Genomic DNA, 22,914 nt, shown 5'->3' on the forward strand with positions numbered 1-22,914 from the left:
CGTCCGGCTGGTCTTCGCGACGGCGGTGAGGACGGCCTTGGCCTCCATTGTGTCCACCACGGCACGGATCACCATCTGCCCGATGGCGCGGTCCACGATGGTCTTGGTCTGGTGGGCGAGGCCGCGTGCGGCGATCCGCTGCCAGGCGCCCTGGTCACGGCAAGTTGTTGAGAATTGAGACAGGGTCGTGATCCTTCGTTCGGTGAGGTGAAGTCGGTCTGAGGGGTCACTGGCTGTGTGACGGTCCGGTCATTCCGGGCGGGTGTCAGTGGTGCCTGCGATCGTGTGCGACGTGGATGAACTCGTGGAACGTGTTGACGCTCAGGACCGTGTGCTGGGGGTAGTCAGTCGGCGGGACGCCGTTCAGGAGGGCTGGCTGCACCGGGTTGGCGTGGTGGTGTGCCGCGATAGGCAAGGCCGTTTTCTCGTCCATCGGCGGGCCGAGCACCTGTCCCGTTTCCCTGGGCACTACGAACTCGGGGTCGGGGGTGCTGCGGGAGTCGGCGAATCCTATGAGCAGGCAGCTACCCGCGAGCTCAGCGAGGAGCTGGGAGTGCGGGCGACAGCGTGCCTTCGGTTCAAGTTCCTCAACCGGGGCGGGCTCAGCCCTCACTGGCTTGCGGTCTGTGACGCTGTGCTTCCGGAGACAGTCGCCCCTGATCCGGAAGAGGTGGCCTGGCACGTGTGGCTGACTGAGTCCGAGCTGCGGCGGGCTCTGCAGCAGTGGACCTTCACTCCTGATAGCCAGGCGGTTTTCGACCGATATCTCGCTTGTCGCGCTGCCCCGGCTTCTGTGCAGGAAGGGTGCTCATGAGCTGGGTCAGTGGGACGAAGGCGCCGGTCGTTCCGAGGTCCCTGGGAGTGGGGCCGGCGGGGGTTGGGGTGTCCGCAAGACGTTCGGTAAGGGCGGTGACCGTTTCGCGGTCTCCTTCGAGGGCCTCGCGCTCGCCATCGGTGAGGTCGAGTTGTTCGAGCATCTGGTCAATGCCGTCCCTAACGGCCAGTGAGCCTTTTCCACCCTCACTCTGAGCTGGTCAGATGAAGGGTGAGGACGGCCTGGACAAGGCTGGTGACCCGGGTGGTCGAGCACCGCAGTTTGCGGAGGAGCCTCCAGGACTTGAGGGTGGCGATGGCCTGCTCGACGAGTGCTCGGATCTTGGCGTGGGACTGGTTCACCGCCTACTGGCCTGCGGAGACGGTCTGCCATCGCCCCCAACACGGGATGCGGACCGTACCGCCGGCACCTCGGTAACCCTTGTCGGCCCAGCACTGGATGCCGGCCTCGGCGAGGGCGTCGACGATGCCGTGTTCGCGGGCCGCGCGGATGTCGTGGATGGCGCCGGGCAGGGCCGGTGAAGCCCACAGCAGTCGGCCGAAGGGGTCGGCGATGACCTGCACGTTCATCCCGTGCTTCTTGTGTTTGCCGGAGTAGAACGGCCGGTCCGCGGCAAAGCGGTCGATCGGCAGGAGCGTGCCGTCCAGGATCAGATACGCCTTCACCGACGCGGTCCGCACCGCGTCGGCCAGGCTGGGAGCGAGAGTGCCCAGGAGCTCGACAGCCTCGGTGACATAGCGGTGGGCCGTCGTGGTGCCGACGCCGAACCCGGCCGCGAGCTGGGTATACGTGTGTCCCACCCGCAGATGGGCGAGGGTGAGCAGGGCCTGGCGGCCGGCGCTCAGGCGCCGCCACCGGGAGCCGATCGCACGGCGGTGCCGCCGCAACTGCTGCGTGAGGAAGCGGAGGGTGGAGCTGGACACGTCGACGCCTGACGGGTAGACAAGCATGTGAAGCCTCTGGTGGAGACAGTTCTCTTGGTCGAAAACCCATCTACAGGGGCTTCACCACGTTGTCAGCCCAACTGCCGCAGCTCGGAAGCAGGTTGGAAAAGGCTCAGTGGGCGCCGTATTCGCCGGTGAGCGGTCGACCCCTTCACCCTTGAGCCGGACGAGCTGGCCCTACTCGATCTACTTGGACCTCCGCTGCTGGTGTCCACCCTGCGTGCGAACCAAGCGACTTGCCAACAGCTAGGGACTCCTGACCGCCCTGCGACGCGAGTACCGCCAGGCTGACCTGGCCGAGTAGAGCGCAAGTGTCATCGCCCCGGCCAACGGACAGCAGCGGGACGCAACCTACCTCCCGTACCGGGCCAGTATGGTGCTGCTCGCCTCCCTAATTGCCTACCCAGCCCTCGGCCCCACGCTTTTCCTGGACCTTCACGACACCGCGGCCAGGCATTCCAACCAGGCATGGGAGCAGTACCGCGGCACCTTGACTCCGAGCCAAGCCCAAGGTGTCTGGCAGAACTCTGCCGACTCGGACATGACGCCCGTTCGAGCCCAGCAATGGCAGGCTCTACTCGAGGGACTCGACCGAGTCAGCCGAGAGGCGGCAGCGGCCCACCTGGACCTCCCGGAGCCCCTCACTGCCTGGGACGACTGGGTCGTTCCCGTCGGCCGACTCTCTTTCCCCACGGGCGCGATCGTCAGCGGCCTCGAACGCCAACGCCCCCTGAGGACCAGCTCCGAGCGCCGCCGAAGGCGACCTCGACCCCGGCCCGCGCCCCCCGGATTTACGGACACGGGCAGAAGGACCTCGCCATGAGATCGACACTGGCGTCGCGCTCTCCATGAGCTGAGGCAGTTCGGGGTCGGCTGTACGACGCGCGCCCCGGTGACCGGGCCTGCTTCGACTGGGACAGCCCTGGACATCCATCGCGCCGGCCTCAGCCGATGCATCGCCTTCGCTGTCAGGCACAGACCCCTCCCAATCGACGACGGCACGCCGCTCGCGCGATGTCCATGCGCCGCGATCGTCCGTAACAACCGCCGCGATGGGGCCATGACGGATTACAGCCGCCACGTCTGCCGGCGCGGTCCAGCCGCAGTCCGGGGGTGCCGGGCTGCGGCTGGCATGGTCATCGCACGTCGACGTAGTCCGTGACCAGGGGGCTCTTGAGGTATTGGTCGCCTATGTTGCGGTTCAGGGCAACTGCCCAGGTGCCGTCCTGGGTGTCGTTTTGGGTGATGTTGCGGATCCGGCCCTTGGAGTCGGTGCTCAGGTCACTGATGTAGCGGTAGGTGGAGGCCCCGCGAGGCCGGAAGTACAGGGCGGGGTTGGCGTCGGCGAGCGGCTTCCAGGCGGTACCCGTGTAGTACTGGAGTGTGCCATTGAGGTGGATGAGGCCGTTCCTGCTGACCGGTTCGGGGGTGACGTCGAACCCGGTGATCCGTGTGGGGTAGCGGCGTAGGTGGATGGGCTTGGTGGTGCTGCTCGCGAGGTCGGGGTTGCCGTTGAAGCGGGCACGCCAGTAGGCGTTGTTCTGCGCGGTGAATGACGCGCCGAAGACTTCCTGGAAGTTGGGCTTGTTGTAACGGATCTTCACCGGGATTGTGGAGGCGGACTTCCAGCCGGTCTTGCCGTCCTTGGAGTATTCGATGGTGACGGCGGTGTTGGACGGCCAGTGGGCACGGGGATCGCTGTACTCGATGTCTCCCGAGACGTGCAGTCGGGAGTTCTCGTCGAGCGTGGCGTCCAAGGTGAGGTCAGTCGTGTATGCCACGTGGAGGCTGAAAGGCTCAGTGGCAGGCTGCAAGAACGGCGTGTCGCCGAGGACGAGTTGGCCGGTCGGCAACGGATTGTCCGAGGGGACGCGCAGGCTGTAGAACCCGTTGTCGTCCGTGGTGGTCGTCCCCCCGAACCCCTGCGAAGAGCCGGTACCTATGAGGCTGAGTGACGTGTGCGGCAGCGGCTGCCAGCCGTCGGCCGTCTGGATCTCCGCGTGGCCGGTGACCGTGCCCGTCGTTCCCTGGCGCAGGTTGAGGGCGTGTGTGCTCGCCGTGAACCGGGTCGGTGCCTGCACGGGGTTCATGGGCTGCTGGGGCGAGCGCAGGAGGATCGCCCCGGGGTAGGCGCTGGAGTCTTGTGGCCACGCCGTCATGTCGGCCCAGTACACGGTGGGGACGAACGAGAAGGTGAGGCGCCCGTCGGCGTCGGTCTGCGTGTTGAACCTGTTGTATGGGGAGGTGCCCTGGCAGGTGATGACGACCGGCGCGTTGGCGACCGGAACCCGTGTCCCGGGCGTCCGTGGGTCCTCGGCAAGTTCGGTACCGCTGACGGTCACTTTTTGATGGAAGTAGTCCGGCTTGGTCGGCGTCACCGTAAGGTCCGGGACAGTGAGAATGGTCTGGTACTGCAGTGTCGAGCGTGAGGCGACGCCGGTGACCGTGGCGCCGGAGGAGTCCTCCATATCGACGGTGATCCGGTACTCGCCGAGGTCCGCGAGGTGCACCGGGGCCCGCCAGACTCCAGACCGGCCGTCCGTGCCGGACTGCTGGGTGAAGTCGTCAGTGGATCCGGCCTCGGGCGCGCCGTTCGGGCTGCCGACGGGGGTGAAGTGGGCGGTGATATGGGTGATCGCATTGTCCGAGTGCGCGGTGATGAAGACCATTCCGGGATAGTCGTACCAGGCGTCCGCGTTATCCAGGACGGGTCCAGTCCCTGCAGCGGCATCGGCACGGGCCAGGGCAGGGCCAGTGAACATCGAGGTCGCCAGCGCTGTGGCAGTGGCAGTCGAAAGCAGAGCAGCACGTCGCACGGTGTATCCCCCCACAGGATCACATGGCCCCAGCTCAGGGGGCCATCCGGTACCCGGCCCGACATCACCGTTGGTGCGGATCGTGACCAAGTGATGGATGAATATAGCGGCTGGATCGAACACAAGCTCTCACCGGCCACCCGAAGTGCTGAGTCACCACTGCGTGTTCGCGGACACTCGGATGCGACCGAACACAAAGATGAGCCTCCCTGCACAGCCCCGGAGACTCGCGGTCTGCTGAGCACGGCCGCCCAGGGGTCTCGGACGGTTCGCCGTCCGGGCCCCCTGGGCGGCGTGGACCAGTCGGGGATCGGGGTGCTGCGCTCGCCCGGGCTGTGGCCGGCCGAGGCAGCCGCGCCGCCATCAAGCGGTGTTGTCGGTGGCTTCGACGTCGGTGATCAGCGGGCCACACGCGCCAGACGTGGCGGAGATGAACTGCAGCCGGTTGTGGCGGGCGGAGCAACCCGCACCAGCTATTGATCTCAGCCACCGCAGCGGATACCCCGGTAGTTGGCTCAGCCGTCGGCCTGATGGCGACGGCGATCTGCCCAGCCGAGTGGTCGATGGGCGCGAACTCGTGGAAGTGTCGCGGCGAGCGTGTCCCTCCATCGAAGGATTCACTTGTCGCGAATGCAGGTGTGTCCGCTTTCCGTGTGAGCCCGGAGGCCCGCATTGGGGCTTAGAGCGGAGTCTGAAATCAGCCATCTCTTATCGGCTACTGGCCCCACGCTTACCGCCCAGGCGCACAGGATGCACACAGTGCAAGCACGGATTCTCCTTACGTGGGACGGGATTTGCTGGTCTCCTACAGGGCGTGACCAGTGTGGCAACTTCCAGCCAGCCCGTCGCGAGCCATCCTGCGAACGTCTGTACGGGCTGCTCTGTGTACGCGTAAGGTATCGCCGCGCATGACGGGATCCTGACCAATCCGCGTCTGAGCGCACATCACTCAGCGACCGGGGGAACACTGTCGCTCACGGGGAGACGACGCACAGCCATGCCGTCGTACCTGCAGTCGGGACGCACCTAGCGCCGCTCATAGGTATCGACTCCCGCTAGCTCTGGTTTCCTGACTGAGATTCAGGTGCCGTATCCCGCTTGCTACTCGTGTTTTGCCGTTCTCCCGGCGCCCCCCATGACCGAAGAAAGGGATGCGTCTGTGCACCCCAGACCATGGTTCCGCCTGCCCGCAGCACGAAGATCAGGAAAGCTTGCCCCTGCCGTCACCGCCTTCACGGCGCTGGCGGTCGTGGCCGGTCTGGCGGTGCAGCCGGGTTCGTCGCCGCTGCATGCCGAGCCGGCGAGTGATTCCTATCCCTGGTACCAGGACACGCCCGCGGAGCAGTTGCGGCAGGACCAGTGCCTGATGGCCGACGTGCTGCGGCTGGGCGGTCCGTCGATGGCAGCGACCGCGCAGGGCGGCCTCAACCAGAGTGCCGACAAACTCCATGTCCTGGCCAACCGGGAGCACTGGCAGCAGACGCCGCTGGCCGTCGCGTACCAGAAGGACCGGGACGCGGCGAGCAAGCAGATGGACGCCCTCGACGCTCTCCGCGACGGCTGGAAGAAGCCTCTCGACGGCCTGACGACGCCCGGCGGGTTCACCGACACCGGGTTCCACTGGCCGCCGGACGGCGATCAGAGCTTCTACAACCAGACCGGTCTGAGCAAGTGGGTCGCCGACCGGTTCCGGCAGAAGGACGACGACTTCTACCAGGACGACACTCCGAAGGCCGACGAGAAGACCCTCAAGGCCGTCGACGACGTCGGCAACCCGCTCTACGGCAAGGACCCGGACCCGTCCGGGACCACCCAGCAGGAGTGGAACCGGGCGCTCGCGGAGCACGACGCGTTCCAGTGGATGCACGGCGGCCCGGCCACGAACGCGGGCGCCGACGACGCCCGGATCTTCCTGTCCTCCGGCGGTTTCCCGCGTACGGCCCCGCAGCCGGGCACGCCGGAGTACCGCATCGCGGTGGAGGACGTGAAGTCCCGGTTCGCCGCGTGTGGTTGGCGCGACCCTCTCGACCCGGACAACGTCCTGGGCGACATCACGTCCACGGCGGCTGCCGAGTGGCAGCAGGAGGTGGCCGACCAGGCTACTCAGCGCAACCAGATCCTGGACGCGAACGAGACCGCCGTCGACGCTCTCGCCAAGGGCGCCAAGGCGCTGAGCGAGATGCTAGGGCACTCCTGGGTCGCCGACCATCTCACCCGCTGGCAGGACTACTGGTCCCCTGGCGGCATCGGCTGGATCGGCGACTCCGCTCTCGTCATGCGAGTCGAGGCGGCCCAGGGCAAGTGCCTGGACGTGCAGGGCGCAGGGACGGCCAACGGCACCCCGGTGCAGATCTACACCTGCAACGACAGCGCCGCCCAGCAGTGGAAGTTCGGGGGCTTGTACGACGGCGGTTACGCCCTGCGCCTCCTGGCCTCGTACGACGTCGCAGTCACCGCGACCCAGTTCGCGCGCTACCAGGAGATCGGAGCACGATTCGGCTTCCACGAGGAATACGTCGCCGAGGAGGTGTCGCAACAGGTTCGGCCCACGTGACGCACTGCCCTGGGAACCGGCGAGCAGGCGTCGACGGACGAGCCATGTTGGGATCGACGCGCTCAAGAAGGGTCTCCACTGCCTCCGAGTACGCCCGTGCCCGCGGCGGCGATTCGGGCCGGGTCGCCGCTGTCGTCGACGTCGCTCCGGCGGAGTATCGACGTCACCGCGACGCTGTTCGTCATGAACGGCGGCTGGTTCTACCGCCGACACCTGTTCGCCGAAGCCCGTCGTCACCTCGCTGTCGTCCTGCGCAGCTGCCGCCGCGAGCCGGGCCTGGCCGCGCTCGCTACGTACTGCCTGGACATCAGCGAGCCGAAGACGCTGCGCGGCCTGCTACCCGCCTACCGCCTCTACACCGCCCACTGGTCGTCTGGCCGACCTCGAACCCGCCCGACGCCCGCCGACCACCGTCCCGGACCGGACCGGCAGTCCTCGGCCGGCCGGGCACACCGGCCGCGCCCCGGCCCTCGGACCCGGAGCCGGGGGAGTGGGAGTTACCCCGAGTCCCGTTGCAGTACGAGCGAGCCGTCCTCGCCGGCGTGGTGATCCGCGAGAAGCTGCGGCCCACCGTCACCGCCGCGCGGCACCGGGGTACGACGTCGTCGCGCACCAGCAGGCGGCGATTCCCGAGCAGTTGTTCGTGCTCCCGGCCACCGGCCCCGAGCACGGCGACCAGGAGCCGGAGGCCGGACATCGGGAGGCGATCGACCTGACGGCGCTGCGAGCCTTGAGGAAGTCAGGCACGGATGTGGAAGCCCTCGATCTCACAGCCGAGCGGCTACGCCATCTCCCGGACGTGTTCACCAAGGCGGCCGACGACTCCCGCGCCCGCGCGGACCGCTACGCCGACCGGGACGATGCCAACGGACCGCACCCGGTGCGCGACGACCAGCAGGCGCACCGCCCACAGCAGCCCGCACCGCACCGCGGCCGGGGAGGCCAGCCACTGAGTGGACCCGATGCCGCGCACCCGGTCCAGTGGTGCGCACCGACGATCCACGGCATCCACTCCACCGAGTGGAGTCCGCCGGCTGGGAGTGGACGACATCGTGCGGAGGGGGCGACATCGCCGTGACGATGCCGTGCATCCACCCAGTGCGCATCCGCCGCATTCCCCCCTGACCACGGCCCGTGTCAAGACATCTCAGGGGGATAAGAAGTCAAGAGGGACCGCGAGTCTTGATCGCTACTGAGGCCGCTGATTGGCTGGCCGACATGAATGATCTCGGGCCCGTTGCGTGGCCGCCTGCACCGATCAAGACCGAGAGGCTCGTGTTGCGTGAGCCCGAGGCCCGGGACCGTGCGGCGTTCATCGAGCTGCACGCCTCATCGGAGGTGCACACCTACCTCGGCGGCCCCCGCCCGCGTGACGAGCTTGAGCGCGAGATGCCCGAGGTGCCCGGGCGGCGGCCAGGGAGTTTCGTCGTCGATCTCGACGGGGCGATGATCGGCCAGATCCTGCTCAGGAGAGCAACGGAGCACCTTTGCCCCGCTGCCGTGGGGAAGGTCGATCTCGGCTACCTGTTCCTGCCGCGGGCGTGGGGATTCGGGTATGCCGCCGAGGCGTGCGCGGCGGCACTGGACTGGCTCGAAGACGTCCTTCCGGGTGAGCCGGTGGTGCTCGCCACCCAGACCGCCAACGTCCGTTCGATGCGCCTCGCGGCAAAGCTGGGGTTCACCGAAGTGGAGCGGTTCCGGGCCTGGGACGCCGATCAGTGGCTCGGCCTGCGGGCCCCGGTCACGGGCACACAGTTGACCCATCCTCATCCGCGCCCGAAGACCAGGTGAACCGGTGCTGCGCGCGGGCCGGGCGCGGGCATGTGACAGGCGGTACCTGCTGCGTCTGCCGCCCCGTCACTGCTTCTTCGCAGCATCGGTGGCCGCGAGGCTGCGGGAGGAGTGTTGTTGCAGGGCTGTGACGGGACGGGGAGGCCGTTGTCGAGAGCGGCCCGAAGGATGGCATGCACGAAACAGGCGTGACCTGCCTGCTTCCACATCATCTCTTTTGGGGGATTGGTTCTGATGCGTTTCATCACGCCTCGCGCGATGGGTTCGGCCGCTATCGCCTTGTCCGCCGTGTTTCTGCTCGGCGCTTGCAGCACCGGTACCAGTGCTGGCGCGGCCCATGTGGGCGGTTCCGGGGGCGGCTCGGTTGCAGCGGGATCGGATAGGGCTCAGCTGGCGGCCACCACGGCTGCAGGCGGTGGTCAGGCGGTGATGGACAAGTCTGCGAAGAGCAGCGGCTGCCGGAACCTGGTCGTGACCGCAGAGGTCAAGACGGCGGCAACCCGCGCGTACACCAGGCACAACGCCCTATTCCGCCACATCGAGCCACGCCCGGGCCAGTTCCTGTACGGGCAGTGCGGGGGCACCCGGTACGCCGCGACCGCCTTCGAGCTCACCCCGGGCGCGACGCGCCAGGAGCAGATCGGCATCCAGGACGACGGCAGCGCACGCAAGTACTTCATCCTCCGGGGCAGCCAGCCCTGGGTCTACAGCCACAGCGCCGCCCCGTTCAGCGGCGGCTGCGTCGACATCCCCCGAGAGCTCGCCGAGCTGTGGAACAACTGCCCCTCGGAATGACAACTGACCGGTGCCGCAGGACCAGGCACCTACACGGCGAAGACCGGCAAGCGGCTGAGGTCGGCGACCGGCCATCTGTCGATCGCAGCCGGGTGGCTCAGCTACGACTCCGGCCGTCCCGGCGACGCACGCAGCCTGTACAACGAGGCCCTCGCCGCCGCGCGGATCGCTGAGGACCCGGGCCTCGAGGCGCACGCCTTCGGCTGCCTGCCCCTGCTCGTCAAGTCATCCGGACGGCCGCGCGAGGCAATCTCGGCAGCGCAGGGCGCGCAAAGCGTTGCCAACTCATACGGCTCACCGAGGATGCTGTCGCTGTTCGTGATGCGCGAGGCGGGCGGCTGGGCCCTGTTGGGGGACGCCAGTGCCACGGACCGGGCGATCATCCGCGCCCACAAGCTGTACGCCAACGGGCCACCTGAGGTCGATCCGGACTGGCTGGAGTTCTACCACCCGGGCGAACTGGCAGGGCTAGTGTCCCGGCCCGGAGATCCTGTCGCAGTAGCGGCAGATGCGGTCGATGATCTGGTCTGCGGTCTTGGTCCATCTGAAGGGTCGGGCCTGCGCGTTCCAGGTCTTGATCCAGTCCTCGAGCGCGGTCTTCAGCTCGTCGAGTGAGCAGAACACCCCGCGTTCAAGGCAGCGCCGTTCCAGCTCGGCGAACCATCGCTCGACCTGGTTGATCCAGGATGAGTAGGTCGGGGTGAAGTGCAGCTCGAACCGGGGATGCGCAAGAAGCCACTTGTGCACCACCGGTGCCTTGTGGGCGGAGAGGTTGTCGCAGATCACGTGGACCGCCAGGCCGGAATCGGTCTGGCGGTCGATCTCGTCCAGGAAGTCGCGGAAGTCCACGGCCCGGTGCTGCGCGGACAGTTTGCCGATCACCTTTCCGGTCGCGGTGTTCAGGGCCGCGAACAGGTCCACCGTGCCGTGGCGCACGTAGTCGAAGCTGCGGCGCTCAGGGACACCCGGCACCATCGGCAACACCGGAGCGGTCCGCTCAAGGGCCTGGATCTGCGGTTTTTCGTCCATCGCGAAGACCGCCGCGTTCGCCGGCGGGGCGAGATACAGCCCGACCACGTCGCGGATCTTGTCGATCAGCAGCGGGTCCGGGGAGATCTTGAAGTCCTCCGTGCGCCAGGGCTGCAGCCCGAACGCCCGCCAGATCCGCAGCACACTCGTGGGCGAGATCCCCACCCGCCTGGCCAGCTCCCGCTTCGACCAGTTCGTGGCACCTTCCGGCGTCTCCTCCAGAGTGCGCACCACCACCTCCTCCACCTGGGCATCGGTGATGGTGCGAGGCACACCCGGACGGGGTTCGTCGGACAGTCCGTCAAGCCGGTCCCGCAGGAATCTGGTCCGCCACCGGCGCACGGTCCCACGATCGGTCTCCAGCCGCGCGGCCACCGTGGTGTTGCTGAACCCGTCCGCACAGGCCAGCACGATACGTGCTCGCTTGGCGAGGCCCTGCGCGGTCGTCCGGCGTTTCGCCCACCCCTGCAAAGTCAGCCGCTCGTCCTCGGACAACTCCAGCGGCTGCAGCCTGCTGTCACCCGCTTCTCCAGCAGACCGCAGCCGACAGTGTCCGTCACCGCCCACGCCGCAATCTGAAACGAACGGCGACTCACGTGGCGAGACGTGAAGTTAAGACCGGCTCACTAGGCCCAGGCCACCTCCGGGTCCACCGGCGGCCCCGCCTCGTGCCTGCGGGCGAGCAGCGCGTCCGTCAACGCGAAGCGATCCTGCCACGACGAGAGATCGCCGAGTTGCTCGCGGATCCAGGATGCCTCCCGGCCCCACAGGTCACCCAAGGGTACGACGGCGCCGTCGAGGTCGGCGGGGGAGGCGCCCAGAATCGCGCGTGGGATCACCGGGGACAGGCGCACCTGCACGCACTCGACGTTCTCTCCTCGCGCCCGAACCGCGCCGCCGGACCCGAGCCCGGGCCCCGCGACGAGGCTTCCTTGCTGTTGCTTGGAGGCACAGTCAAGGACGGGCGAACCGGCGCCGAACTCCAGGAGCAGCGTCACGGCCGGGTGCGGGACCATCTGGAGCCCGCCTAGGTCACGGACACGGAATCCGGCCATGGTGAGACCGGCCACCCGGCTGGGCCGCTGAGGGCATGCGACGTCCCACATAGCCGTACCGTGCACGAAAGTCCGTCCCCATGCTATCTGAGGCTGCGAGGGGAACATTTATCCAATCCACTGTTGAGTACCGGCGGCGACAGTGGACTCATGACTGTTTCTGACGGCGGACCGCACGTGAATGGCGGCACCGAGGCCACCGAGAGTTCGACCCTGTCGCTGGACGACGGCGACGTCCACGTGTGCCAGGACGGCCCCCGCGACGCCCCTGCACTTCTGCTCATCCACGGGTCCGCGTCCTCGACCCGTTCGTGGAACCCGATGGTTCCGCTGCTGATCGGATCTCACCGCGTTATCCGGATCGACCTGCTCGGTCATGGTCGGTCGGCCAAACCAGCCGACCGCAGCTACGCGCTCCCGGACCAGGCATGCCGGGCCGGCGTGGCACTGGACCGGCTCGGCGTCGAGCACGCCGTGGTCGTCGGTCACTCCAGCGGCGGCGTGGTCGCCACCGCCCTCGCCGAACAGCGGCCCGACCTGGTGACCGCGCTCGCGCTCATCAACACCGGCCCCAGCCTGGACGCCTTCATCGCACCGGAGTCCGCTGCAACCGGACCCTCGCAGTGGCCGCCGACCGACGAGCAGCTCCGGCGGTTCGCGAGCACGGGTTTCAGTCGCGCGGGCTATCAGATCCCAGAAGAGCTCCTGGATGATGTGCGCGGTATGACCTTCCACACGTTCACCGCGACGATGCGGGCGACCCGCTCCTACCTGGAGCAGGGGGCGCTGCCGGATCGGCTGGCCGTCCTGGGTAAGCCACTACTGGTGATCTTCGGCGAGGACGACCGCAGATGGCGATCCTCGTCCGCCTCCGGCTACCGCGCCGTTCCGGGCGCGAAGGTCGAGTTGCTGCCCGGACTCGGGCACTCGCCCCTGCTTGAGGATCCACCGCGAACCGCCACCCCGCTGCTGGCCTTCACCGCGATCCACGCCGTACGGGTGAACTGAACGACAAGGAGACATGCCATGCGGATTCTCGTCTCCGGCGCCAGCATCGCCGGTCCGGTGCTGGCCTACTGGCTCACCAGACACGGCTTCGGCGTCACCGTCGTTGAGCGCGCGCCGACGCTGCGCAAGACCGGCGGCCACGCGGTCGACCTGTTCCGGCCCGCCATGGACATCTCGGAGAAGATGGGTGTGCTCGCGCGCATCGAGGAGCGAGCCACTGGCACCATCCGGATGACTGTTCACCGCGAGAAGGCACAGCGTCCCGTCCGGGTAGACCTCTCCAAGATCTTCAACGCCGCCTCCGACCGGCACGTCGAGATCATGCGCGACGACCTGAGCGAGATCTACCACGACGCCGTGCGCGACGACGTCGAGTACATCTTCGGCGACTCGATCACCGCGATCTCGCCCGATGGCGAGGTGCGGTTCGAGAACGCCGCGCCGCGCCGCTTCGACCTCGTCGTCGGCGCGGACGGGCTGCACTCCAACGTGCGCCGCCTCGTCTTCGGCGACGAGTCCCGCTTCAGTGTCTTCACCGGGGCCTACTTCGGGGTACTGACCCTGCCGAACCCCTCGGGACTCGACGGCGAACTCCTCATCCACGTCGGCGTCGGCCGCACTGCCGGCATGTACGGCGCGCGGCACCTCGGAGACGCGCGGGCGTTGTTCCTGTTCCGCAGCGAGCGCGAGCTCGACTACCACCACCACGACGTGCCCCGGCAGAAGGAGCTGCTGCGCGGTGCGTTCGACGGCATGCACCCTGACGTGGACCGCTGGCTGGACGAACTCGACCGCACCCCGGCGTTCTACTTCGACTCGATCACCCAGCTCCGCATGGACACCTGGTCGCAGGGGAGGGTGACGCTCGTCGGCGACGCGGGCTACTGCCCCGGACCGGCCGTCGGCGGCAGCACCAGCCTGGCCGTCGTCGGCGCGTACGTTCTCGCCGGAGAGCTGGCAAAGACGGGCGGCGACCATGAGCGCGCCTTCCCCGCCTACGAGCGCGCGATGGCGGAGCACGTGCGCGGCAGCCACATGGCCGCGCTGAGCGCGGCGAAGACCCTGATCCCCATGTCCCACCTCGGCGTGTGGGGACTGGCCCAGGGCGCCCGCCTGATCTCTGCCCTGCCCGCAGGCCCCAGCCGCGCCCTCCTCCGCCTGACCACCAAGAGTGCACGCCTCTACAACTCCATGGCCGTCGACGACTACCCGCCGTTGCCCACCGCACCGCGAGGCCGGGTCGACCTCGGGGGCGACTTCGGAGGCGGGCTCGGGGTGGAGTGAGAGGTGCTCGTCGCCGTCTGCCTTACCGACAGCTCCAAGATGTTCGTACCAAATAGGACACGGACCGCGCCCACTGCTCGGCCACACGGTCGACCAAACCCGGGACAGCCAGCGCACGTTGGCCACCGCCACCGGATCCGCGATCCCGCCGAAGTGCGGGAGCGCCGGCGGCCGGTACCGCAACCGGATGCCGTGCTGGTCGCAGCCGCGCCACAGGGCCTCGCTCTTGAACTCGGCGGCGCTGTCCACATACAGCTCGTGCGGCTTGCCGATCATCGGCCAGACCGCCTCCACCCCAGGAGCTCCAGCCACGGCCGCTTGTCGCAGGCCGGGTGCGCAGGCGCAGCCCGACCGAGGTCGCCGACGGCGCCTCCAGCGTCACCACCAGGCCCACCACACACCGGCTCGCCACATCGATCGCCGCCGTCAAATACGGCTGGCCGATCGGCAGCCGGTGCTGCTCGTCCACCACGATCACATCCACGGGCGTGTGGCCGACCTGGACCTGCTCCAGCAGACCGGTGACCGCGGGCGGCACACCCCCGGTCGGCTGCAACCGGCGGGCCGCCTCGTCCCCCTCCCGCGCTGCGACCGAGGGCGCCGGGTCCAGCCGGGCGATCCGCCTGCACCACCGTTCCCCGCGAGGGAACCCGCAGGCCACCAAGGGGGCACTGGCGCTGTTGGAGTTGGTCACCGGCCACAGGCGCAAGGATCATCCCCCGGCGAGCGGGTGAGGGCCAGGACGGCACACTGCGTGACCCTCAAGGCCGGCCAACGAGGCGGACGGTACATGGCGGCGCTGTGGGCACAGGCCCGGAAACGGACTCGCCCATCGTTGACGCCGGCGTATCCTGCCCCTTGTGACGGCGTTGAAGGATGCAACATGGCCGCATGCATGTCAGGGGCGGCCCCTGATTGCGCACCGGCGTCCGGGGCCGCAGAAGTCGTCAGATGCTGAGGTCGGGTGACCCTCAAGCCCCTGTCAGCCCCCGTCGAAGGGGGTCTCCTGCTCGAAGACGGCCTGCCGCGGCACCGGCGGTGCGGCTTCGGCCGATTCACCGGTCAAAGCCCTACGGCAGGCATCCCTCAGTCGCGGCAGTGACTGGTCGGCGCTGAGGAGCTGCAGGAACTCCTCGGTTTCCCACTCGATGAGTCGGCCCTGCCGCGACAGGTACAGGCCGACCCGCTCGATGCCGTAGGTGTTGTCGCAGTCGAGGATCAGGTAGCCGGCGAGCTGGTACAACTGGACCCGGTCGATCCGCTTAGGGTGGATGGTGGCTTTGCAGTCGATGAGGCACCCCGCCACGATGAAGTCGGCGTCGGCGCCGCCGACTTGTGTGCTGCCAGCGAACGTGGGCCCGCACACCCGCTCTCCACGGCGGTGCTGAGGATCCACTGCAGGGCCTGCGGCCGGTCGGCGCGGGCCGCCTGCGCGGCGAGGTCGCCAGGCACGTAGTCAGGGACCTCTTTGAGGAGGCCGTCCAGGCCGTGGGTGAGGTCGGCTTGGAACAGCGGGTTGCCCGGCCGTGCGCCGCTGCGGAACACCTCCTCGAACCAGGCTGCGACGAAGCACGTCCGGGCAAGACGCTCGTCGTCGGCTGGCGGTAGAAGCAGTTTGCCTGGTGTGGCGGGTGGATGCGCGTTGAGCCGGTTGGGGAGGTCCTGCCTCACTCCTGCCGCGGCCGAGGCTGCCGCAGGCGATCGCAAGTCGGCCAGAGCCATCGCTGTGAGCACGATGCCGGAGCCCACGGGTGAACCGACAGGGGCCCCGAACCCAGTCGAAGGCGCAGAGCGACGGCCTGCCCCAGGGTTCGGTAGTTGATCGGTGTCGTGCCGGTGGGGGGCGTGTTCTCCGGGTGCAGCGGAAGACGCGCACGGTAGGTGCCGGCCAGGGCCGCAACGGCCGGCAGCTCGCGGCCAGGAACAGGGAGATGCGGGAGCGGGGGTCGGCGATGCAACTGGTGAGACTCACGGCGTCACCTCCGGGCGCGTTCCTGAAGGGACAGGGAAGCTGTGTGTCATGGCGTGCCTCTTCTCATAGGCGCGAGCTGGGAAGGGCGACGGCGGGTTGGAGCCCTCGGGTTCCGCCGAAGGTAAGGCCGGGGTAGCTGGCGGCAGGTATCCAGTGGGTGGCGGTAGAAGCCTTAGCTGGCCTGCTGGCCTGCTGGCCGCAGTCGTCCTCGCCGCGCTCGGTGAGGGCTTCATTGAGGATCAAAGGCGAAAGTGCGGACGACGATGTCGAGCTGGTGCCGTGGTGGAACGGTCCGTTCACGGCGGCAGCCGTCGCACTCAAGCAGGTGCCGTACCGCGCCGGGACGGCGGATGAACCGGCCACCGCTTCCCTCGAAGGTGCTGCAGCGGGCTCTGGTGAGCAGGCCAGTTCGTACTCGCTGAGCCCGCCTGGGAAGGCTGTGCTGTCGCGAGGTGTCGCGGATGTGGTGGACGAACCCGTCGTGGAACAAAATCGCACACGGGCAGCGCAACCGTCTGTAACGCATCGGTGTCCGTGCAGTGACAGCTTCGTCTTACTGCTGCGCCTCGTCGGCTCGGCGCGCTGTGCTGAAGCGTCGCTGATAGGCGGCGGGGCTGAGCGACAATTCCCTCACGAAAACTCTCCGCATACTCTCGTAACTCGGGAATCCGGCAAGGGATGCCGTCTGCGTTGCGGTATGCCCTTGGTCGAGTAGAGCTTTCGCCATGTCGAACCGGATCATCTCCACGTACCGGGCCGGCGTAGTGGACAGCTCGTCGTTGAAGAGCCGCGTGAGATGCCGAGGGCTCACATTCAAGTGTTTGGCGAGTTCGCCGAGTGAGTGGTTTCCCCCGGGATTCGCCGTGATCAAGTCGGTGATTTTACGAAGGGCCGGAGACCGGGGCGGCGGTCCTTGCAGTGGGGCGGAGAACTGTGACTGGCCGCCCGAACGCTGCAGATAGACCACCAGGGCGCGGGCGACGTCGCGGGTCAGATCAGGGCCGTGATCCTCCTCGACGAGTGCCAGTGCCAGGTCGATGCCGGCGGTCACGCCCGCCGAGGTGTAGGTGGTGCCGTCACGGACGTAGATCGCGTCGGGTTCGACGCGGCTGGCCCGGCAGCGGGCGGCGAGCTCGTGCGCGACCTTCCAGTGCGTGGTAGCGCGCTTGCCGTCCAGGAGGCCGGCGGCGCCGAGGATGAATGCTCCGGTGCAGATGGACGCGACCCGGCCGGCCCGGCCCGCCAGCGTTCGCGTGGCCTCGACCAGATCACGGGGGACTGGCGCGCGGGGGTAGAGGTCTGCGCCGGCCACCAGGAACGTGTCGGGAGCAGGTTCCGTGGCGGCGGCGTCGACGGCGATCCGGATCCCGATGGACGAGGTGACATCGGCACCGGTCGGTGACACCAGCACGATCGTGTAGTCGGCACCGAGCCGGTTCGCTTCCCCGAATACCTCCGCGGGGCCGACGAAGTCCAGGAGTTTGACCCCGTCGTAGACGAGGATCGCGACCCGATGCGTGGCGGAGCCCACAACCCCGCTGCCCGCCTGTCCGGATTCGGGTGACTCATGGCCGGACCGAGGGAGCGCCGGACGCCGGGTGGTTGGCAGTGTGGAAGACGGACGCACCGTCCATTCGTAACACACCGATATCGGAAGGAGCAGAGGTCATGAGCGAGATCATCGCGGGGGTAGAGATTCCTGAAACGGCGGCGGTCGCCGAGGCCACCCGCCTCATGCAGGAGATGACCAGCCCACTCATATACCACCACTCCCGACGCGTTTTCGTCTTCGGCGCCATGCACGCTCACAGGCTCGGCCTGGAGCCCGACCCGGAGCTTCTCTACCTGTCCGCCATGTTTCACGACACCGGCCTGCTGACGCCGTTTTCCGACGTAGAGCAGCGTTTCGAGGTCGATGGAGCCGACCACGCACGCAAGTTCATGCTCGACCACGGCTTCCCGGCCACGGCCGCCGACGTGGTGTGGACGGCGATCGCGCTGCACACGACCCCGGGAATTCCGGGCCGGATGGGCCCGGAGATCGCCATCACGAATCTGGGGGTCCTGACCGACGTGATCGGCCTGGGCCTGGACGAACTGGATCGCAGCCAGGTGGACGAGATCACCGCCGTCCATCCGCGGGGCGACTTCAAGAACGAGTTTTTGCAGGCCTACGTCGAAGGACTCAAGCACCGCCCGGAGACCACGAACGGAACCGTGAATTCGGATGTGCTGGAGCATTTCATTCCCGACTTCCAGCGCACAACCATGGTCGAGCGCATCATGGGCGCTCCCTGGCCGAGCTGATCAAGGCGCCATAAAACGTGATGAGACGTGTGAGTGGTCCTCACGACGGGCGTCGTCTCGGGCGAGGTGCGGCCTTCGCCGTACTGGCCTGCGCCAATGTGGTGATGATGGCCACGGCAAGCGCACCGTCACCGATCTACCCGCTCTACCGGGAGCGTTGGGGCCTGTCGGTCACGATGCTGACAGTGATCTTCGCGGTGTATGTCGTGGGTCTGCTCGGCGCCCTGCTGACAGTCGGATCGCTGAGCGACCAGCTGGGTCGCCGTCCGGTGCTGGTCGCCGCCCTTCTGGTGGCGGCGACCAGCACGGCGGTCTTCTGGACGGCCGACGGCGTCGTCTCCCTCCTGATCGCCCGGGTGGTGCAGGGCATCGCCACGGGGACGGCCACGGGCGCTCTTGCCGCCGGACTGGTCGAGCTCTCTCCCAGGAGACGTCCGCAGCTGGGGCCCACGATGACAGCGGTGGGCACGAGTATCGGCATGGCCGCCGGCGCCGGAGTGGTGGGGCTGCTGGTTCAGTCGACCTCACGCCCCGATGCGTATGTCTTTCCCGTCCTGACGCTGACCTTCGTCGTTCTGGCCGCGGTCGTCCTCACGATCCCTGAGACGCGCGCCCCGCGTGCGACGGGACTTGCGTCGTTGCGACCGAGCGTCCGGGTTCCTCGGGAAGCCCGGCCGGAGTTCTTCGCCTCCGTTCCCGCCCTGGTCGCGGGGTGGTCCGTCACGGGTCTGTTCCTCGCGCTCACTCCGTCCCTGGTGAGCAATGTCCTGCATGTGCGGTCCGGTGCTGCGGGCGGGCTCAGCATCGCGGCGCTGTTTCTGGCCAACAGCGTGGGCGGGGTGTGGTCCGTTCGGCACACGGCACGGCTCGCCACCTTGCTGGGGGCGGTTCTCCTGACTCTGAGTGCGTCCGGACTGGCGGTGGCCATCGCTGTTGCGTCGCCGGCCGTATACGTCGGCGGATCGGTCGTAGCGGGGCTGGGCGTCGGCCTGACGTTCAACGGCAACCTCCGCGCCATCAGCGCGGTCACCACCGCGAAGTCGCGGTCGGAGGTCTTCTCGGCCGTCTACGTGATCAGCTACGCGGCGTTGAGTCTTCCGGCCCTCGCGGCCGGGCTCGCGGCGCCCTCATGGGGGCTGGAGACCACGGGCTATCTGTACGTCGGCTTCGTCGGGGCGGTGTCCTTGGGTGCGGCCCTCCACGCCGGACGAGCACGCGCTCACAGACCCACCGGCGATCCGATCGCACGGGCCGGGAAAGCGGATCTCTCGGCGAACCGTCCCGCTGCTGAGCGCGCCGCACGCCCCACGCCGACACCATCCCCGAAGCAGCTTGATCAGGACTTACGGCTGCCGTGTCGGAGCGGGTCGGCGCGCTTCCGCGGAGCTGTCTTCGAAGATCCCGAGATCGAAATAGCCACGCTGCATCCGCAGGCTGGAGGAGGTTGCGATCCGTATGGGTGACGGGCACGGGCCCGGACGGTCTGAGCAGGAGGACCCGCTCGGAGCCGAATGGGAGAGGCACCGGCCTGCGGTCTTCGGCGTGGCCTACCGGCTGCTGGGGACTGTGGCCGATGCCGAGGATGTCACTCAGGACGTGTGGGTGCGGGCGGCCGGAGCGGATCTGCAGGACATCGGTGATCTGCGGGCCTGGCTGGTGACGGTGGCCGCGCGACGGTCGTACGACATCCTCAAGAGCGCCCGCTTCCGCCGGGAGAGCTATGTCGGGCCGTGGCTGCCGGAGCCGCTGCTGACCGGGCCGGACGCGTCGCAGCCGGTACTCGTCGACGAGTCCGTCAGCTCGGCGATGCTCCTGATCATGGAAGAACTGAGCCCGCCGGAGCGGGTGGCCTTCGTCCTGCACGATGTCTTCGGCCTTGAGTTCGGCCGGATCGCCGAGGTGCTGGACGTCTCCGTGCCGGGCGCCCGGCAGCTCGCCTCGCGGGCACGACGGCGGGTGGCCAAGGCGAAGCAGTCCACGCCGCAGGCGTCGAAGGCGGAGCGCGAACGGGTCCTCAAGGTCTTCCGCGCCGCCTACGAGGCCGGGGATCTGGCCGGCCTGGTCAGGCTCCTGCACCCGGACGCGGTCTACGTCACCGACGGTGGCGGCAAGATCTTGGCGGCACGCAAGCTCATTCACGGCGGCGAGCGCGTTGCCGAGGTCATGATGCGTACGGGGCGTCAGTGGCACCCGGACCGCATCGACTTCGCGGAGGTCGGCGGCGAGCCGGCCCTCGTGTTCCACCGGGAAGGCCGGGTCTACTCCGTCGACACGGTGCAGATCACAGATGGTCTGATCACCGCGTACCGCAGGGTCATGAACCCCGACAAACTCGTGCGCGTCTGAGCCGTCACACCCGGAGGGGCTACCTCGTCTCCCTGCTGAGAACGCAAAACGGGTGACGAAGGAATACGCGCGAGCAGGTGAGATCGATCATGCAGAGCGGCATACATCCACCTGCAGCCGCTATGAGCCCAGCGCGCGAGTGTGCTGTGCGCTCGGGTCGCCCCTCCCAGTAAGGATCTGTATGCAAGCCATCACTGTGCGAGACCGCAACGCTGGTCTTGCCGGGATGTCCCTGACGGACATGCCCTACCCTCATGCGGCCGAGAACGACGTCATCGTGCGGGTGCACGCCGCGGGCTTCACCCCCGGAGAGCTGGACTGGCCCGCCACGTGGACCGATCGCGCCGGCCGCGACCGGACGCCGAGCGTGCCCGGGCACGAGCTGTCCGGTGTCGTCGCGGAGCTGGGGTACGGCACCACCGGCCTGAGCGTCGGACAGCGGGTGTTCGGCCTGGCCGACTGGGCCCGCGACGGCGCCCTCGCCGAGTACACCGCGGTGGAGGCCCGCAACCTCGCCCCGCTGCCGGCGGACATCGACCACACCGTGGCCGCCGCACTGCCGATCTCGGGGCTGACGGCCTGGCAGGGCCTGTTCGACCACGGCCGCCTCACCACGGGCCAGACCGTCCTGGTCCATGGTGCCGCTGGCGGCGTCGGCTCGATCGCCGTACAGCTCGCCCGCGAGGCCGGCGCCCGCGTCATCGGCACCGGCCGGGCCCGCGACCGGGACAGGGCTCTCGCACTCGGCGTCGACACCTTCATCGACCTGCAGGCCGAGAAGCTGGAGGACGCCGGCGAGGCCGACGTCGTGTTCGACGTGATCGGCGGCGACATCCTCGACCGCTCGGCCGCCCTCGTCCGGGCCGGTGGCACGCTCGTCTCCATCGTCATGCCGCCCAAGGTCCAGCCCAAGGACGGGCGGGCGGTCTTCTTCGTCGTCGAACCCGACCGCGCCCGGCTCGCCGATCTCGCCACGCGGCTGAGGGACGGCCGTCTCAAGCCGCTCGTCGGCGCTGTGCGTCCGCTCGCCGAGGCACCGGCCGCGTTCGCCCCCGGCAAGCGCACCCCGGGCAAGACGATCATCCGCGTCACGGAAGACTGAATCAGGAGACCCATCGTGATCGGAATGCGAACCGCCGCCGGCCTCCTGGTTGTCGCCACGCTGACGGCGGCCACGGCCTGCTCGACCTCCAACCAGCCCACCCACGCCACGGGCACGACCGCGGCCGCGGCATCGCCTGCGGCCATGGCATCGACACGCCCCACCGAAACCCTCAAGCCGCTGCTCCAGCAGGCCCTTCCGAATGTGAAGGGCAAGACGTTCACCTCGGCGATCGTCGACTTCCCGCCCAACGCACGCGCGCTGCCGCACCGGCACGGCCAGGCCTTCGTCTACGCCTACGTCCTCGAAGGCACCGTGCGCAGCCAGCTCGAGGGCAAGCCCGTGCGTACCTACCACCAGGGCGACAACTGGGTCGAGCCGCCAGGCGCCCACCACGTCCTCGCCGAGAACACCAGCCCGACGACACGGGCCAAGCTCCTGGTCGTCTTCGTCTCCAACACCGGAGAAAAACTCAAGGTCGACGACCCGGCGTCGTAGCCCGGGGCGCGCGGCGGGCGGCACGGCCGCGCGCAGCACCCGGCTACCTCTCCGAGACCGACCGTGCCGCCCTCCGCCTGACCGAGGCGATCACACGCGTGCCGGACGGACACGTCAGCGAGGAGGACTTCAACGCAGCCGCAGCCGTACTCACCGCAGACGAGGTCTCGGCGATCGCCTGGCTGGTAACCGCGATGAACGCCTTCAACCGTGTCGCGATCACCAGTCGGTACTCCGTCGGCAGCTGACCTGGCTAGGGGGAACGATGGAGTCAGTCGGGCAGTTTGTGCGAGCTGCCCGGCTCACACACGTCGGATCTCCTGGCCGTCCCGGTGAGAGGTTCGACCTTGTGGTCCTTGCGCTGAAATATCCGGAATATCCCTGAAGTTCACCCGGTTGACATTGCGAACAAGTGGATCGCGGATCCAGGAGACGCAGACGGCACTTCACGGCCGCAGCCGTCCACTCCGGCAGACCGGTAACTGCCCGGTCGGGTGGCTGATGCGGCTCGTGCAGGACGGGCCGTGATCCCCGGCACCATGCATGGGAGCAAGACGTGAGCGCTGCGACCACCGCGA

20 protein-coding genes and 2 pseudogenes are annotated in these 22,914 nt (G+C 68.3%); 15 read left to right on the forward strand and 7 right to left on the reverse strand.

Going from position 1 to position 22,914, the window contains the following annotated elements; all coding sequences use genetic code 11:
• Positions 1-304 precede the first annotated feature (304 nt).
• The gene (locus ACWCQS_RS44625; RefSeq protein WP_451009825.1) at positions 305-814 is read left to right on the forward strand and encodes an NUDIX domain-containing protein; all 510 of its coding nucleotides are present in this window, start codon (positions 305-307) and stop codon (positions 812-814) included.
• On the opposite strand, the gene ACWCQS_RS44630 is transcribed toward ACWCQS_RS44625, so the two are convergent.
• The 3 genes and pseudogenes from ACWCQS_RS44630 to ACWCQS_RS44640 form a co-directional block, all read right to left on the reverse strand.
• Entirely contained in the window at positions 732-977 is a 246-nt protein-coding gene (locus ACWCQS_RS44630) for a hypothetical protein (RefSeq protein WP_451009829.1), read from the reverse strand. The two genes, ACWCQS_RS44625 and ACWCQS_RS44630, sit on opposite strands and share 83 nt — an antisense overlap.
• A 43-nt stretch (positions 978-1,020) precedes the next feature.
• Positions 1,021-1,785 (reverse strand): annotated as a pseudogene (locus tag ACWCQS_RS44635) (transposase family protein).
• A 1,130-nt stretch (positions 1,786-2,915) separates the two neighbouring features.
• The gene (locus tag ACWCQS_RS44640; RefSeq protein WP_451009810.1) at positions 2,916-4,448 is read right to left on the reverse strand and encodes a hypothetical protein; all 1,533 of its coding nucleotides are present in this window, start codon (positions 4,446-4,448) and stop codon (positions 2,916-2,918) included.
• Between the two features lie 1,306 nt (positions 4,449-5,754).
• On the opposite strand from ACWCQS_RS44640, the gene ACWCQS_RS44645 reads away from it, so the two are divergent.
• From ACWCQS_RS44645 to ACWCQS_RS44665, 5 genes are all read left to right on the forward strand, one after another.
• On the forward strand, positions 5,755-7,149 hold the full coding sequence (locus ACWCQS_RS44645; RefSeq protein ID WP_451009811.1) for an RICIN domain-containing protein: 1,395 nt from the start codon (positions 5,755-5,757) through the stop codon (positions 7,147-7,149).
• A gap of 183 nt (positions 7,150-7,332) precedes the next feature.
• Entirely contained in the window at positions 7,333-7,698 is a 366-nt protein-coding gene (locus ACWCQS_RS44650) for a hypothetical protein (protein WP_451009812.1), read from the forward strand.
• A gap of 94 nt (positions 7,699-7,792) precedes the next feature.
• On the forward strand, positions 7,793-8,227 hold the full coding sequence (locus ACWCQS_RS44655; RefSeq protein ID WP_451009813.1) for a hypothetical protein: 435 nt from the start codon (positions 7,793-7,795) through the stop codon (positions 8,225-8,227).
• Between the two features lie 140 nt (positions 8,228-8,367).
• Positions 8,368-8,940, forward strand: coding sequence for a GNAT family N-acetyltransferase (locus ACWCQS_RS44660; RefSeq protein WP_451009826.1), 573 nt, complete (start codon positions 8,368-8,370; stop codon positions 8,938-8,940).
• A 429-nt stretch (positions 8,941-9,369) separates the two neighbouring features.
• On the forward strand, positions 9,370-9,735 hold the full coding sequence (locus tag ACWCQS_RS44665) for a hypothetical protein (RefSeq protein WP_451009814.1): 366 nt from the start codon (positions 9,370-9,372) through the stop codon (positions 9,733-9,735).
• Positions 9,736-10,203: 468 nt separating this feature from the next.
• On the opposite strand, the gene ACWCQS_RS44670 is transcribed toward ACWCQS_RS44665, so the two are convergent.
• Together ACWCQS_RS44670 and ACWCQS_RS44675 are read right to left on the reverse strand one after the other, a co-directional pair.
• Positions 10,204-11,307 carry an IS630 family transposase gene (locus ACWCQS_RS44670; protein WP_451009827.1) on the reverse strand — a complete coding sequence of 368 codons (1,104 nt, stop codon included), beginning with the start codon at positions 11,305-11,307 and terminating at the stop codon, positions 10,204-10,206.
• 86 nt (positions 11,308-11,393) lie between these two features.
• Positions 11,394-11,870, reverse strand: a pseudogene (locus ACWCQS_RS44675) (AraC family transcriptional regulator); the annotation flags it as partial.
• Positions 11,871-11,969: 99 nt separating this feature from the next.
• Between ACWCQS_RS44675 and ACWCQS_RS44680 the strand changes: the two are divergent.
• The 3 genes from ACWCQS_RS44680 (at position 11,970) to ACWCQS_RS44690 (ending at position 14,845) form a co-directional block, all read left to right on the forward strand.
• Entirely contained in the window at positions 11,970-12,827 is an 858-nt protein-coding gene (locus ACWCQS_RS44680; RefSeq protein WP_451009815.1) for an alpha/beta fold hydrolase, read from the forward strand.
• Between the two features lie 18 nt (positions 12,828-12,845).
• On the forward strand, positions 12,846-14,111 hold the full coding sequence (locus tag ACWCQS_RS44685; RefSeq protein WP_451009816.1) for an FAD-dependent monooxygenase: 1,266 nt from the start codon (positions 12,846-12,848) through the stop codon (positions 14,109-14,111).
• Positions 14,112-14,443: 332 nt separating this feature from the next.
• On the forward strand, positions 14,444-14,845 hold the full coding sequence (locus tag ACWCQS_RS44690) for a hypothetical protein (protein WP_451009817.1): 402 nt from the start codon (positions 14,444-14,446) through the stop codon (positions 14,843-14,845).
• Positions 14,846-15,093: 248 nt separating this feature from the next.
• Here the strand turns inward: ACWCQS_RS44690 and ACWCQS_RS44695 are convergent, their stop codons facing one another.
• The gene (locus ACWCQS_RS44695; protein ID WP_451009818.1) at positions 15,094-15,477 is read right to left on the reverse strand and encodes a hypothetical protein; all 384 of its coding nucleotides are present in this window, start codon (positions 15,475-15,477) and stop codon (positions 15,094-15,096) included.
• A 1,159-nt stretch (positions 15,478-16,636) separates the two neighbouring features.
• Positions 16,637-17,614, reverse strand: coding sequence for a GlxA family transcriptional regulator (locus ACWCQS_RS44700; protein WP_451009819.1), 978 nt, complete (start codon positions 17,612-17,614; stop codon positions 16,637-16,639).
• A gap of 137 nt (positions 17,615-17,751) precedes the next feature.
• Between ACWCQS_RS44700 and ACWCQS_RS44705 the strand changes: the two genes are divergently transcribed.
• The 6 genes from ACWCQS_RS44705 (at position 17,752) to ACWCQS_RS44730 (ending at position 22,584) form a co-directional block, all read left to right on the forward strand.
• The gene (locus ACWCQS_RS44705) at positions 17,752-18,390 is read left to right on the forward strand and encodes an HD domain-containing protein (RefSeq protein ID WP_451009820.1); all 639 of its coding nucleotides are present in this window, start codon (positions 17,752-17,754) and stop codon (positions 18,388-18,390) included.
• A gap of 29 nt (positions 18,391-18,419) precedes the next feature.
• Positions 18,420-19,853: an MFS transporter gene (locus ACWCQS_RS44710; RefSeq protein ID WP_451009821.1), complete on the forward strand. Its 1,434-nt coding sequence runs from the start codon at positions 18,420-18,422 to the stop codon at positions 19,851-19,853.
• Positions 19,846-20,736, forward strand: a complete 891-nt coding sequence (gene sigJ / locus ACWCQS_RS44715) for an RNA polymerase sigma factor SigJ (protein WP_451009822.1) — start codon at positions 19,846-19,848, stop codon at positions 20,734-20,736. Before ACWCQS_RS44710 ends, sigJ begins: the two co-directional genes overlap by 8 nt.
• Before the next feature lie 181 nt (positions 20,737-20,917).
• Complete coding sequence (locus tag ACWCQS_RS44720) at positions 20,918-21,838, forward strand: NADP-dependent oxidoreductase (RefSeq protein ID WP_451009823.1); 921 nt, start codon at positions 20,918-20,920, stop codon at positions 21,836-21,838.
• Positions 21,839-21,862: 24 nt separating this feature from the next.
• Positions 21,863-22,336, forward strand: coding sequence for a cupin domain-containing protein (locus ACWCQS_RS44725; RefSeq protein WP_451009828.1), 474 nt, complete (start codon positions 21,863-21,865; stop codon positions 22,334-22,336).
• Between the two features lie 98 nt (positions 22,337-22,434).
• The gene (locus ACWCQS_RS44730; protein WP_451009824.1) at positions 22,435-22,584 is read left to right on the forward strand and encodes a hypothetical protein; all 150 of its coding nucleotides are present in this window, start codon (positions 22,435-22,437) and stop codon (positions 22,582-22,584) included.
• Positions 22,585-22,914 lie beyond the last annotated feature (330 nt).

Source organism: Streptomyces sp. NPDC002076, from assembly GCF_053593835.1.